The organism is Kitasatospora sp. NPDC058184, assembly GCF_042883725.1.
Classification (GTDB): Bacteria; Actinomycetota; Actinomycetes; order Streptomycetales; family Streptomycetaceae; genus Kitasatospora.
In genome coordinates, this window is record NZ_JBHVVE010000001.1 from 546,717 (window position 1) to 559,983 (window position 13,267).

Annotated in this window: 10 protein-coding genes; 7 read left to right on the top strand and 3 right to left on the bottom strand. The window is 75.4% G+C overall.

The window, feature by feature from the left end; all coding sequences use genetic code 11:
- Positions 1–54: 54 nt before the first annotated feature.
- Positions 55–570 carry a DUF4240 domain-containing protein gene (locus tag ACFVXH_RS02505; RefSeq protein WP_049658975.1) on the top strand — a complete coding sequence of 172 codons (516 nt, stop codon included), beginning with the start codon at positions 55–57 and terminating at the stop codon, positions 568–570.
- Between the two features lie 41 nt (positions 571–611).
- On the opposite strand, the gene ACFVXH_RS02510 is transcribed toward ACFVXH_RS02505, so the two are convergent.
- Positions 612–1,712, bottom strand: a complete 1,101-nt coding sequence (locus ACFVXH_RS02510; RefSeq protein ID WP_387819694.1) for a DUF2510 domain-containing protein — start codon at positions 1,710–1,712, stop codon at positions 612–614.
- Positions 1,713–1,863: 151 nt separating this feature from the next.
- Positions 1,864–2,361, bottom strand: a complete 498-nt coding sequence (locus ACFVXH_RS02515; RefSeq protein ID WP_375874026.1) for a GNAT family N-acetyltransferase — start codon at positions 2,359–2,361, stop codon at positions 1,864–1,866.
- Between the two features lie 85 nt (positions 2,362–2,446).
- Here ACFVXH_RS02515 and ACFVXH_RS02520 point away from each other — a divergent pair, with 85 nt between their 5' ends.
- From ACFVXH_RS02520 to ACFVXH_RS02530, 3 genes are all read left to right on the top strand, one after another.
- Positions 2,447–3,352 (top strand): TIGR01777 family oxidoreductase, encoded by a 906-nt coding sequence (locus ACFVXH_RS02520; RefSeq protein WP_074000879.1) that lies wholly within the window; start codon positions 2,447–2,449, stop codon positions 3,350–3,352.
- 433 nt (positions 3,353–3,785) lie between these two features.
- A complete protein-coding gene (locus ACFVXH_RS02525; protein WP_074000878.1) occupies positions 3,786–5,117 on the top strand; it encodes an FAD-dependent oxidoreductase in 1,332 nt (443 codons plus the stop codon).
- Between the two features lie 194 nt (positions 5,118–5,311).
- Entirely contained in the window at positions 5,312–6,538 is a 1,227-nt protein-coding gene (locus ACFVXH_RS02530) for a cation:proton antiporter (RefSeq protein WP_387819697.1), read from the top strand.
- A 71-nt stretch (positions 6,539–6,609) separates the two neighbouring features.
- Here ACFVXH_RS02530 and ACFVXH_RS02535 read toward each other — a convergent pair whose 3' ends face one another.
- Positions 6,610–8,532 carry a regulator gene (locus tag ACFVXH_RS02535; RefSeq protein WP_259316565.1) on the bottom strand — a complete coding sequence of 641 codons (1,923 nt, stop codon included), beginning with the start codon at positions 8,530–8,532 and terminating at the stop codon, positions 6,610–6,612.
- Between the two features lie 368 nt (positions 8,533–8,900).
- On the opposite strand from ACFVXH_RS02535, the gene ACFVXH_RS02540 reads away from it, so the two are divergent.
- From ACFVXH_RS02540 to ACFVXH_RS02550, 3 genes are all read left to right on the top strand, one after another.
- A complete protein-coding gene (locus ACFVXH_RS02540; protein ID WP_387819699.1) occupies positions 8,901–9,662 on the top strand; it encodes a 3-hydroxybutyrate dehydrogenase in 762 nt (253 codons plus the stop codon).
- A gap of 153 nt (positions 9,663–9,815) precedes the next feature.
- Complete coding sequence (locus ACFVXH_RS02545) at positions 9,816–11,195, top strand: MFS transporter (protein WP_387819701.1); 1,380 nt, start codon at positions 9,816–9,818, stop codon at positions 11,193–11,195.
- 67 nt (positions 11,196–11,262) lie between these two features.
- A complete protein-coding gene (locus ACFVXH_RS02550) occupies positions 11,263–13,200 on the top strand; it encodes a helix-turn-helix domain-containing protein (protein WP_387819703.1) in 1,938 nt (645 codons plus the stop codon).
- The last annotated feature ends 67 nt before the right edge of the window (positions 13,201–13,267 follow it).

The window sequence follows — 13,267 nt, forward strand, 5'->3', positions numbered from 1 at the left end:
CGTGTCGAGTCGTGGCATGCGCGGAGACGGCCGAACGGGGATGCTTGAGCGGTGATGGACGAGACGGACTTCTGGCAGATCATCGACGACACCCGGGACGCCGCCGACGGCGACCCCGACGAACAGGCCGACCTCCTGGTGGAACGGCTCCTCCAGCTGACCCCGGACGACGTGATCGACTTCGCCCGGCTGTTCCAGGCGCGGTTCCGGCGCGCCTACCGCAACGACCTGTGGGGCGCGGCCTACCTGCTGCTCGACGGCGCCTCGGACGACTCCTTCGACTACTTCCGCTTCTGGCTGATCGGCCAGGGCCGCGAGGTCTTCGAGGGCGGACTGGCCGAACCGGACGACCTGGCGGACCTGTTGCCGGAGTTCGACGAGGAGGAGGACGGCGACGCCGAGGACCTCGGCTACGCCGCCGACGAGGCGTACGAGCGGCTGACCGGGCTGCCGCTGCCCGAGGTGGGCGGGCGGCAGGCCGAGCAGCCGTCCGGGCCGGCGCTGGACTTCGACGACCCGGACGTGATGGCCAAGCGCTACCCCAAGCTCTGGGAGCGGTACGGGGATTAGGGCGTACCGGCCGGGCCGGCGGACCGGCCCTCGCGGTTTCGTCAGGTGCTGCTGCCGGAGGAGCTGTCCTGCTGGATGCCGTTGAGGATCTGGTCCAGCGCCGAGAAGTCCGGCGCGGCCGGGCTGTCGTCCACGCCGCCCTCCATGACCACGTAGCCGCCGCCCTTGGCCGGGAGGGCGGCCAGCAGGACGTAGCCCTGGGTGCCGTCCGTGGTGCGGATGTGCCAGCGGGTGGCGTAGCCGAGCACCCCGGCCACCCTGACGTACCCGGATCCCGCGTCGGTGTGCGAGCTGACCCCGGAGAAGATCTGCCCGGCGTAGACGGGGATCTGGGCGTCGGCGGCCGCCTTGGGGGTGGTGCCCTGGACGGTGTCCTTCTCGACCGAGAACTGGCCGCGGATGCAGGAGCTGCCGTCCGGGCAGCTGTAGCGGCCGGTGCCGAGGTAGACCGTCGAGTGCGGCGGGTCGGTGGACACGTCCCAGCCGTCGAAGACCGGCACGGTGATCGCGTGCTGCGGGTCGGGGACGGTGCTCTTGACCACCGGCAGGGGCTTGGGCTTGGGGGTGGGCGTGGGCACGGTGGGGCTGGGGCTCGACGTGGGGCTGCCGCTCTGGGTCACGGTGACCGTGGGGTCCGGGGTCGGGTCCGCCCTCCGGTCGCCGCCGCCGCTGAACGCGATGCCGGCGACGATCCCGCCCACGGCCAGCACGGCGACCGCGATGCCGATGACCAGGCCGGTCTGCGGCCTGGCCTTGGCCGCCGGGGGCGGCGGGTAGCCCAGGCCCGGGTACCCGTAGCCGGGGCCCTGGCCGGGGTAGGCGCCCTGGGCCGGGTAGCCGCCCTGGGCCTGGCCCTGGGCCTGGTAGGCGTCCTGCCCCGGGTAGCCGTAGGCCGGGGCCTGGTGGGCGTCCTGGCCCGGGTGGCCGTAGGGCGCCGCGGGGCCGCCGGGGTAGCCGTAGCCGGGCCGCTGGTCGGACGGCGGCCGGGTCTGGGTGGGGGCGTCGGCGAGCCCGCCCGCGACGCCGTCCTGGAGCGGTCGGACCTCGCTGCTCCAGGCGTTGCCGTCCCACCAGCGCTCGTGACCGGGGGTGCCGTCCGCACCCGGGACCGGGTACCACCCGGGAGGCGTCGAGTTGCTCACGGGCGTACGGTACCCGGCGCGGCGGCGGTCCAGACAGCGCGGAACCGTCACGACTCGGCACCGGCCCGGAACGCCGAACATCCGCCCGCGGCAAGCCTGTTCGGATCTTCGGCGCGGGCCCGGGCGCGCTCGGCGGGGTGCCGTCCGGGGCTCAGTCGGCCAGGCGGCGGGCCATCCAGACGTCGTCCACGTACCGGCCGTCGATGAGGAACTCCTCGGCCAGCGAGCCCTCGACAACGAAGCCGCAGCTCTCGTAGAGCCGACGGGCCGGGGCGTTCCAGCCGAGCACCCGCAGGGTCAGCTTGCGGGCGCCCTCGGCCCGGGCCGCCGCGCAGGCCGCCTCGACCAGCCGGCGGCCGATGCCCCGGCCGCGGACGGTGCCGTCGACGGCCAGGCCCTGGATCTGCCGGACGTGCCGGTTGCTCGCCAGCGGGGTGGCCGGGACCTGACGGACGTAGCCGACGATCCGGCCGTCCAGCACGGCCAGCAGGTACTGCTCGGCCGGGTGCCGCTCGTCGAAGACCGGGTCCTCGACGGGCGGTCGCGGGGAGACGTCGGACAGGACGGACCAGGCGGCGTGGTTGAGGACGGCGAGTTCGCGCTCGTCCTCGCTCCGCGCCGTACGGATGATCAGATCGTCGTCAGGCATGCGCGTCATGCTAACGGGACGCATGCGAAGGTGACGGGCGGTCGGGAACACCGCGGGAGCGGGCGGGAGCTGCGAGGATGGGCGCATGCGCATCGCTGTCACGGGTTCCACGGGTTTGATCGGTTCGGCGCTCGTCCGCTCCCTGCTGGCGGACGGCCACGAGGTGGTCCGGCTGGTCCGGCACCGCTCCAAGACCGGCCCCCGGCCGGACGGCAGCACGGCGATCGGCTGGAACCCGCTGCTCGGCGAGGTCGAGCGGGACGGGCTGACCGGGGTCCAGGCCGTGGTGCACCTGGCCGGCGCCGGGGTCGGCGACCGCCGCTGGACGGACTCCTACAAGCGGGAGATCCGGGAGAGCCGGGCGTACGGCACCGAGACGCTGGCCGTCGCCCTGGCCGCGCTCAAGGAGCCGCCGCAGGTCCTGGTGAGCGCCTCCGCGGTCGGCTGGTACGGACAGACCGGCGACCGGGTGATCGACGAGGACTCCCCCGCCGGGGACGACTTCCTGGCCGAGGTCTGCCGGGAGTGGGAGGACGCCGCCAGGCCGGCCGAACGGGCCGGGATCCGGGTCGTCCACCCCCGCACCGGGATGGTGCTGTCCGCGGCTGGCGGGGCGGGCGGACGGCTCTTCCCGCTCTTCAAGCTGGGCCTCGGCGGGCGGCTCGGCAACGGGCGGCAGTACTGGAGCTTCATCTCGCTGCACGACGAGGTGGCCGCGCTGCGGTTCCTGATCGACCACGACGGCCTCTCCGGCGCCTTCAACCTCACCGCGCCGAACCCGGCGACCAACGCCGAGCTGACCACCGCGCTCGGGCGGGCGCTGCGGCGGCCGACGCCGTTCCCGGTGCCGGAGGCGGTGCTCAAGGCGGTGCTGGGCGAGCTGGCGGTCGAGGTGGTCGGCAGCCACCGGGTGGTGCCGCGGCGGCTGCTGGACGCGGGCTTCCGCTTCACCCACCCGGACGTGTACTCGGCGGTGCTCGCGGCGATGTGACGGGCCGGCGTGCGTGTGGCGGTGCTCGCGGCGATGTGACCGGTGGGCGTGCGCGCGGGGCGCGACGCCTGGGCGTGCGCGCGGGGCGTCCGGAGCCGTGCGTACTCCGACCGCGGCATCCACCCTGGCCAGCGGCATATGCCGGGCCCGGCCCGAGGGGGCCCGAGGAGGGGGCGCATGGGAGCACATGGTGGGCGCGTCGCACGCCCCCGGTGACCGTACGCGCCCGCCGACCCCCGAACCCGGCCGCCACGGCGCACTGTCCGTGACCGCGCCCCCGCCCGGTGCCGCACAACCCTCCCCGGCCCTCGGATCCGGCCCGATGCGCTTGTCTGATGCTCGTACTGACTGGGCATCACCCTCCACGGACCGTGTCCCGGCACCCCGCTGCCTGCGTCGGCCGGAGCCCCGGGACCAGGGAGGGAGCACCCCAGTGCCCACGTACGACTTCACCCGCCGCGCCCGCCGGCCGTCCGACCCGGACGTCGTCGTGGTCGGCGCCGGACTCGCGGGCCTGGCCGCCGCCCGCGCGCTCACCGGCCACGGCCTCGACGTCCAGGTCCTGGAGACCACCGACCGGATCGGCGGCCGGATGGCCACCCGCGAGCAGGACGGATTCCGGCTCGACGACGGCAGTCACCTGCTGAACACCGCCTTCCCCGAGCTGCGCCGCACGCTCGACCTCGACCGCCTCGACCTGCGCCCGCTCGCGCCCGGCGTGCTGGTGCACAGCGCCGGCCGCCGGTACCGCGCCGGGGACCCCCAGCTCGCCGTCGCCCGGCAGGCCGCCGCCCGGGCCCCGCTCGGCAGCCCGCTGGACAAGGCCCGGCTGGCCGGCCGGCTCGGCCGGCTCGCCACCACCCCGGTCGGCCGGCTCCAGGCCCGCCCGGAGACCACCGCCGCCCGCGCCCTGGCCGGCCACGGCCTCGCCCAGCGCACCGTGGACGGCTTCCTGCGCCCGCTGCTCAGCGCGCTGCTCTCCGATCCGGCCCTCGGCACCAGCAGCCGGATCGCCGACCTGGTGCTGCGCTCGTACGCGCGCGGGCGGCTCTGTCTGCCCGCCGGCGGGATCGCGGCGGTACCGGCCCAGCTGGCCGCCGCCCTGCCCGCCGGAACCGTCCGCACCCGGGTGCAGGTCACCTCGATCGCCGCGGACGGCGTCGAGACCCTCGCGCACGGGCGGATCGGCGCCCAGGCCGTCATCGTCGCCACCGACGCCCGCTCCGCCACCGGACTGCTGCCCGGGCTGCGGCTGCCGGACTTCCACCCCGTCACGACCTTCTACCACGCGGCCGACACCGCCCCGCTGGGCGAGGCCGTCCTGCTGCTCGACGGCGACCGGCCGAACGGGCACCCGCCACTGGTCTCGCACTCGCTGGTGCTCAGCGAGCTGCACCCGTCCTACGCCCCGGCCGGCCAGGCGCTGATCGCCACCACCGTGCTCGGGCGGCGCGCCTTCGACGTGGGCGGCCCGGCCGGGCTGGAGCCGGCCGTCCGGGCCCGGCTGACCGAGCTGTACGACGTCCCGACCTCGGGCTGGCAGTTCCTCGGCGTACGGCACGTCCCGGACGCGCTGCCCGCGATGCCGCCGCCGCACAACCCCCGCCGCCCGGTGCGGCTGCTGGCCGGGCTGTACGTCGCCGGGGACCACCGGGACACCAGCACCGTGCAGGGCGCGCTGGTCTCCGGGCGGCGGGCGGCGCAGGCGGTCCTGGGCGACCTCGGTGTCCCGGCGGACGCCCGGGAGGCGGAGGCGGCGGCCTGACGGCGGCACGGGTGGCCGTCGGGGCGGTCCGAGCGGCGGGGCGGCAGGGGCGGCCGTTGCCACCGCCGGAGCGCATCGGGGCACCGGGACACACCAGCGGTCTGCCGGGGTGACAGACCGACGGCGTGCCAGGATGCCGGGGTGCCTGCTCTGACCGTTCATCGGATGGTTTCGACCGTTCGGCCGGTTGCGCGGTGAGCGCCGCCGCCCAGCCGCTGACCCTGATCCTGATCCCCGCCGCAGCCGTGGCCGCCCCGCTGCTCGCCGACCGGCTGCTGCGGTGGATCGCCGTCCCGACCGTCGTGTTCGAGATCGTGCTCGGCGTCCTGATCGGCCCGGACGTCCTGGGCTGGGCGCACGTCGACGGCCTGGTCGACGCGCTCTCCCAGTTCGGCCTGGCCATGCTGATGTTCCTGGCCGGCTACGAGATCGACTTCGCCAAGCTGCGCGGCGGCCCGCTGAAACGGGCGGGCACCGCGTGGCTGGTCTCGGTGACCGTCGGGCTCGGCGTGGGCGCGCTGGTCAACCGGGACCCGCTGGACGGCGCCTTCGCCGGGCTGGTGCTCACCACCACGGCGCTCGGCACCATCCTGCCGATCCTCCGCGACTCCGGTGAACTGCCCACGCCCTTCGGCTCCCTGGTGATGGCCACCGGGGCGGTCGGCGAGTTCGGGCCGATCATCGCGATCGCCGCCCTGCTCAGCGGCAACTCCCCGGCCCGCACGGCGGTCATCCTCGGGGCCTTCGCGGTGATCACCGCGCTCGCCGTGTTCGGCGCGCGCCGGCCCCGCCCGGCCTGGACCACCCGGCTGATCGAACGGACCCTGCGCACCTCCGGACAGTTCGCGATCCGCGCGGTGATCCTGGTGCTGGCCGCCATGGTCGCCGCCGCGCTCTGGCTGGACCTCGACATGCTGCTCGGGGCCTTCGTCGCCGGGATCGTCTCCCGGCTGCTGCTGGCCGGCGTCCGGCAGGCCGAGGAGGAGGTGATCGAGGCCAAGCTGGAGGGCATCGGCTTCGGTTTCCTGGTGCCGGTGTTCTTCGTGGTCAGCGGGATGAACTTCGACCTGGACGCCCTGCTGGACGACCCGGGCACGCTGCTGCTGGTCCCGGTGTTCCTGCTGCTCTTCCTGGCCGTGCGGGGGCTGCCCGCCGCACTGCTCGCCCCGGCCGGGCTCGGCCTGCGCGACCGCGCGGCGCTCGCGCTGTACGGGGCGACGGCGCTGCCGCTGGTCGTGGTGATCACCACCATCGAGGTGGACGCCGGGCACCTGCCGTCCTCCACCGCGGCGGCGCTGGTCGGCGCCGGGATGCTGTCGGTGCTGGTGTTCCCGCTGGCGGCGCAGCGGGTGCGCGGCGGCGCGCGGCCGCCGGTGGCGGCCGACGCGGACCAGCCGAGGGTCCGGGCCGAGAGCTGGTAGGCCCGGGCCTCCGTACGCCGGGTGCGTGAGGCCCGTCCCCACGCACTCCGCCGGTCAGTTCACGTCCGCGCTCAGATCACTCCCGCCTGCCGGGCCGTCTCCTCGAAGGCGCGGGCCACCGGGCTGCCGCGGTAGGGGGTGAGGCGGCGGTGGAAGTCCCGGACGTACTCCAGCGAGCGGGCCGAGCGCATCTCCCCCGCCGCCCGCAGCGCGTCGGTGGCCATGGTGCACGCCTCGTCGAGGTCCCCCATGCCGAGCCGGGCGGTGGCCAGCACCAGGCGGCAGAAGATCCGGCTGCGGGCGTAGGCGGGCGAGCGCAGCCGCAGCGACTTCTCGGCGTGCTGCGCGGCCGTCCGCCACTGCTGGAGGTCGCGGTAGCAGTGGGCGAACTCGTCGGAGAGCTGGGCCTCGTCGAAGTACCGCGCCCAGGAGGGCAGTTCGTCGCCCGTCCGGGCCGCCGCCAGGGCGCGCTCGGCGCGCACCAGGGCGGTGGTGCAGGACCGGACGTCGCCCAGCAGGCCGTGCCCGCGCGCCTCGGCGGCGTGCATCAGCGACTGGACGACCGGCGGCACGGCGGTGCCCACGCCCTGCTGGGCGACCCTGGCGAGCTGGACCGCCTCCCGGCCGTGGCCGAGGTGGACGGCCTGCTGGCTCATCGTCACCAGCACGTAGCCGCCGAGCGCGCGGTCCCCGGCGGCCTGGGAGAGGCGCAGCGCCTGGACGAAGTAGCGCTGGGCGAGGCCGTGCGCGGCGATGTCGAAGGACGTCCAGCCGGCCAGCCTGGTGAGGTCGGCGACGGCGCCGAACAGGGCCCGGCCGATCTGCTCGCCGTAGCGGCCGCGCAGCATCGGCTCGGCCTCGCTCTCCAGGTAGCGGACCAGCGCCTGGCGGGCGTGGCCGCCGCCGTAGGCGTGGTCGAGCGCGCGGAAGAGGTCGCCGACGGCGCGGATGGCGGCGATGTCGCCGCGGCCGACCCGCAGGGTGGGGCGGGACTCGCGGGCCGGGTCGGTGTACGGCGGCTCGACGGCGACCGGCGGCCGGCGGCTCTGGATCGGCACCCGGCCGATGGTGGGGGCGGTGCCGGTCGTCCCGGCGGTGCTGCGCGCGGTGGGGGCCCCGGGGACGCCGGGGGCCGGGCCGCGCAACGGGCTCCCGGGGGACGCGCCGGGCGCACCCGGCGACGGGGCGCCGGTGATGGCCGCGGAGGTGGCGCTGCCGGAGGGTGGACCGGTGGCGGTGTCCGGCCGGGCCAGGGTGGAGCCGTCCCGGGCGACCCGCTCGTCGGTGCGGCCGATCAGCCAGTCCCGGCTGGGGACGACCAGGCCGGCCGGGGTGAAGGCGATCCGGCGCAGCTCGGACTGCGGGCCGTTGTCCTTGCGCCACATGCTCGCCACGATGTCCACCGCCTCCTGCGGCGTCTCGGCGAACTCCAGGCCCGCGTAGACCGGGGCGCAGGCGTCCAGGCCGAGGTCCTGGGCGGTGAGGCGGCGGCCGAGCCGGCGGGTGAAGACCTCGGCGATCAGCGCCGGGGTGGCCCCGCGCGGCTGCTGGCCGCGCAGCCAGCGGGTGACCGAGGTCTTGTCGTAGCGCAGGTCGAGGCCGTGCTCCAGGCCGAGCTGGTCGACCCGGCGGGCCAGGCCCGCGTGCGAGAAGCCGGCCTCCTCGATCAGCGCCGCGAGCTGGCCGTTCTGCGGGGCCGGGCCGGAGTGGCCGGCGCCGCGGGCCGGGGCGGGCGCGACGGGGTTCTCGTGCCGGTCGGGTGTGGCCTGCACCGGCAGCCGCAGGTCGTCGGCGTCCGGGGCGTCGGCGGTCAACGTGTCGGTGGTCGACGCGTCGGCGGTCATGGCGTCGGCCGTCAGCGTGTCGGCGGTCATGGCGTCGGCGGTCAGGGCGTCGGGGGCGTCCGGAAGGGTCCGGCCGACCGGACCTCGGTGCTGGCCGAGCGGGTCGAGCGGTCCGTACGCCGGGCTGTCGGTTGCAGGCCGTTGGGGCATGTCTGTCAACACCTCTCGGACGTCGCACCGGGCCTCACCAGCACTTCGGCGGCCTGGGGCGGCGCCCCCTGTCGGGAATCGGCGTGAATGTAGCGAGCATTCGGGCGCTATGGGTGGATCTGACCGAGCAATCCACCGAACGGGTGAAGCAACCGCGCCCATTGTGGGGAAGCGGAGCCGGGAGGGGTTTGGTCTTCCGTAGCCGAACCGTCGGTGGTTCCGGGGACCTCCCCGAGGGCCTCTCCGAGGGTCGATCCGCCGTTCGGGCCGCGGGTCGCCGTCATGGCGGACGACGCCACAACCTGGCGGGATGCTGTGGCGGTCCGCCACATGGGAGCGGGGCCGCCGGATTCCTACCGTTCTGGGCCATGGACACCTCTACTGCCCGCCCGCTCGCCGGGCGCACGGCCATGGTCACCGGGGCCGCCTCGGGCATCGGCCGGGCCTGCGCCGAGGCCTTCGCCGGGGCCGGCGCCCGGGTCTACGTCGTCGACCTCGCGGCCGGCCCGGCCGAGGAGCTCGCCGAGCGGATCGGCGGCCGCGCGATCGTCACCGACCTCGCCGACCCCGGGGCCGTGGACGCCCTCCCGGACGACGCCGACATCGTCGTCAACAACGCGGGCCTCCAGCACGTCGCCCCCGTGCACGAGTTCCCGCCCGACCGCTTCACCCTCATCCAGCGCGTCATGGTCGAGGCCCCCTTCCGCATCCTGCGCCGCACCCTGCCGCACATGTACGAGCAGGGGTGGGGCCGGGTCGTCAACATCTCCTCCGTCCACGGCCTGCGCGCCAGCGCCTTCAAGTCCGCGTACGTCACCGCGAAGCACGCGCTGGAGGGCCTGAGCAAGACCGTCGCCCTGGAGGGCGCGCCGTACGGCGTCACCAGCAACTGCGTCAACCCGGGCTACGTCCGGACCCCCCTGGTGGAGAAGCAGATCGCCGCCCAGGCGCTCGCCCACGGCATCCCCGAGGAGGAGGTGGTCGAGCGGATCATGCTCGACCGCACCGCCGTGAAGCGCCTCATCGAACCCGACGAGGTCGCCCAGCTCGCCCTCTGGCTCTGCTCCCCCGCCTCCTCGTACATCACCGGCGCCAGCCTCCCCGTCGACGGCGGCTGGACGGCGCACTGAGCGGCGGGCGCTCCGCGGTCCGCCTTCCCCTCTCATAGGGAGAGCGGGCACATTCGACCCCGGGACTGTGTGGGCCGCCCACATAGTCCCGGGGTCGGCCGCTTCCTACCTTGTGGCGACATCGTCTCCCCCCTGGTTCTGGAAGTGGTGGCCATGAGCACCTCCGCACGAGGTACGGCGGCGAGCAGTTCACTCCCGAGAGTGGTGGCTGCGAGCCTGATCGGCACGACGATCGAGTGGTACGACTACTTCCTGTACGGAACGGCGGCGGCCCTGGTGTTCGGGAAGCTGTTCTTCCCGCACAGCGATCCGCTGACCGGGACGCTGCTGTCCTTCCTGACCTACGCGATCGGCTTCGCGGCGCGGCCGCTCGGGGCGCTGGTGTTCGGGCACTTCGGGGACCGGGTGGGGCGGAAGAAACTGCTGGTGGTGAGCCTGCTGCTGATGGGCGGGTCGACCACGGCGATCGGGCTGCTGCCGACCTACGACTCGATCGGGGTCGCGGCGCCGGTGCTGCTGACGGCGCTGCGGCTGGTGCAGGGCTTCGCGCTCGGCGGCGAGTGGGGCGGCGCGGTGCTGCTGGTGTCGGAGCACGGGGACCAGCGGCGGCGGGGCTTCTGGGCGTCCTGGCCGCAGGGCGGGGCGCCGGCCGGGAACCTGCTGGCGGCCGGGGTGCTGTCGCTGATGACGGCGGTGCAGTCGGACGCGGCGTTCCTGGCCTGGGGCTGGCGGGTGCCGTTCCTGCTGTCGGCGGTGCTGGTCGCGGTCGGGATGTGGATCCGGCTCGCGGTGGACGAGTCGCCGCTGTTCAAGCAGGCGCTGGCGGCGCAGCAGTCCCGGAAGGCGCCCGAACGGCCGCCGCTGGTCGAGGTGTTGCGGAACCACTGGCGGGAGGTTCTGGTGGCCATGGGCGCGCGGATGGCGGAGAACATCTCCTATTACGTGATGACGACGTTCGTGCTCGTGTACGCCGTCAACCACGCCCACTTCTCCAAGCAGACCGCGCTGAACGCCGTGCTGGTCGCCTCCGCGATCCAGTTCGCGCTGATCCCGCTGTTCGGCGCGCTGTCCGACCGGGTCGGGCGCAGGCCGGTCTACCTGGTGGGCGCGGTCGGGGTGGGCGCCTGGGCCTTCGTCTTCTTCGGCCTGGTCGACACGAGGTCCTTCGGCTCGCTGCTCGCCGCCGTGACCGTCGGACTGGTCTTCCACAGCGCCATGTACGCGCCCCAGGCCGCCTTCTTCTCCGAGCTGTTCGCGACCCGGATGCGGTACTCGGGCGCCTCGATCGGGGCCCAGTTCTCCTCGGTGGCGGCCGGCGCCCCGGCGCCGCTGATCGCCACCGCGCTGCTCAAGGACTACGGCAGCGCCACCCCCATCGCGGTGTACGTCGCCATCGCGGCGGCGGTCACCGTCCTGGCGGTGCTCTGCGGCCGGGAGACCAGGGGCCTGGACCTCGCGGAGGTCGAGGGGCAGGCCGGCCAGGACAGCCCGGAGCCGGACGCCGCCGCGGCCGGAAGGCCCGCCGTCGTCTGAGGGCCGAGCCGGTACGATCGCGCTTTCTCGGAACCGACGGAACCGACGCCGATTGGCAGCACGCACCATGAACCACCCTCAGGAAAGCGCCGCGCCCGCGCTGCGGCGACTGCTCGACCTGCTCGCCTCCGGCGCCGCCACCGAGGACTTCGCCGACGTGCTGGCCGACGCCCGCCGCCGCGGGGCGCCGGCCGCCGTCCTCGCCGAGATCGACGACGCCACCTGGCAGGCCCTGCGGGTCCACCGCACCCTGCGTCAACACCGGCGCCGCGAAGCCGAGTTGACTGCCCTGTTCGACACCGCCGGGGACCTCGCCGCCTCCCGGGACCTGGACACCGTGCTCCAGGCGATCGTCCGCCGGGCCCGGATGCTGCTCGGCACCGACACCGCCTACCTGACCCTGCCGGACGAGGCCGCCGGCGACACCTACATGCGGGTCACCGACGGCTCGGTCTCCGTCCTGTTCCAGACCCTGCGGCTCAGCCTCGGCCACGGCCTGGGCGGGCTGGTCGCCCAGACCGCCCGCCCGTACGCCACCCCCGACTACCGCACCGACGAGCGCTTCCACCACACCGGCACGATCGACGCGGGCGTGCTGGACGAGGGCCTGGTGGCGATCATCGGGGTGCCGCTGCTGCTCGGCGGGCAGGTCATCGGCGTCCTGTTCGCCGCCGACCGCTCGCCGCGCGCCTTCTCCCCCGACGAGGTCGCGCTGCTCTGCTCGCTGGCCGCGCACGCCGCGATCGCCCTGGACACCGCCAAGTCGCTGGCCGACACCCGGGCCGCGCTCGCCGAGCTGAACGCCGCCAACGAGCTGGTCCGGGCCCACTCCGCCGCCGTCCAGCGCGCCGAGCAGGCCCACGACCGGCTCACCGACCTGGTGCTGCGCGGCGCCGAGGTGCCGGACGTCGCCGCCGCCGTCGCCGCCCTGCTGGGCGGGGAGATAGCGGTCCTGGACGCGGAGGGCGAGCCGCTGGCCGGACGCTCCGCCCCCGCCGCCGAACTGGCCGAGGCGGTCGCCGCCTCCCGCGCCGAGGGCCGGTCCGTACGGCACCGCGAGCAGTGGGTCTGCGCGGTGCTGGCCGGGCACGACGCGCTCGGCACCATGGTGCTGCGCGGCCGCCCCGACCTCGACGACGCCGACCGGCGGCTGTTCGAGCGGGCCAGCGTGGTCACCGCCCTGCTCCTGCTGCTGCGCCGCTCCGTCGCCGAGACCGAGAACCGGATCCGCGGCGACCTGCTCACCGACCTGCTGACCGCCCCCGAGCGCGACCCGGCCGGGCTCACCGCCCGCGGCCGCCGGCTCGGCGTCGACCTCGCCCGGCCGCACCTGGTGCTGGTCGCGGAGCCGGCCGACGGGAAGACCGACGAGCGCGGACGGCTGGCCGGGGCGGCCCGGCGCTACCTGTTCGGCTCCCGGGGCGTCAGCGCCGAGCACGCCGAGACGGTGGTGCTGCTGACACCCGTCGAGAGCGGCAGCGGCAGCGGCAGCGGCAGCGCGGTCGGCGCCGGCGACCCCGAGGAGACCGCCCGGCAGGCCGCCGAACGGCTGGCCCGGCTGGCCGGGTTCCCGGTCACCGTCGGCGCGGGCCGCCCGGCCGCCGGGCCGTCCGCGCTGGCCGCCTCCTACGGCGAGGGCCTGCGCTGCCTCCGGGCCCTGCGGGTGCTCGGCCGGGCCGGGGAGGGCGCCTCCGCCCGGGCGCTCGGCTTCCTCGGCGTGCTGCTCGGCGACGGCCATGACGTGGACGGCTTCGTCGGCGCGACGCTCGGCCCGCTGCTGGCCTACGACGCCCGGCGCGGCACCGAGCTGGTCCGCACCCTGCGCGCCTACTTCGACTGCGGCGGCAGCCTGACCAGGGCCAAGGACGAGCTGCACGTCCACGTGAACACCGTGGTCCAGCGGCTGGACCGGGTCGAGGCGCTGCTCGGGCGGGACTGGAACCAGCCGGAGCGGTCGCTGGAGCTCCAGCTCGCGCTGCGGCTGCAGCTGCTCGCGGGGGGCTGAGCGGGGCGAGCGGCTGGGCAGGGCGGCCTAGCGGGCTGGGCGGGGCGGCTGCCCGCAGGCGGCTGAA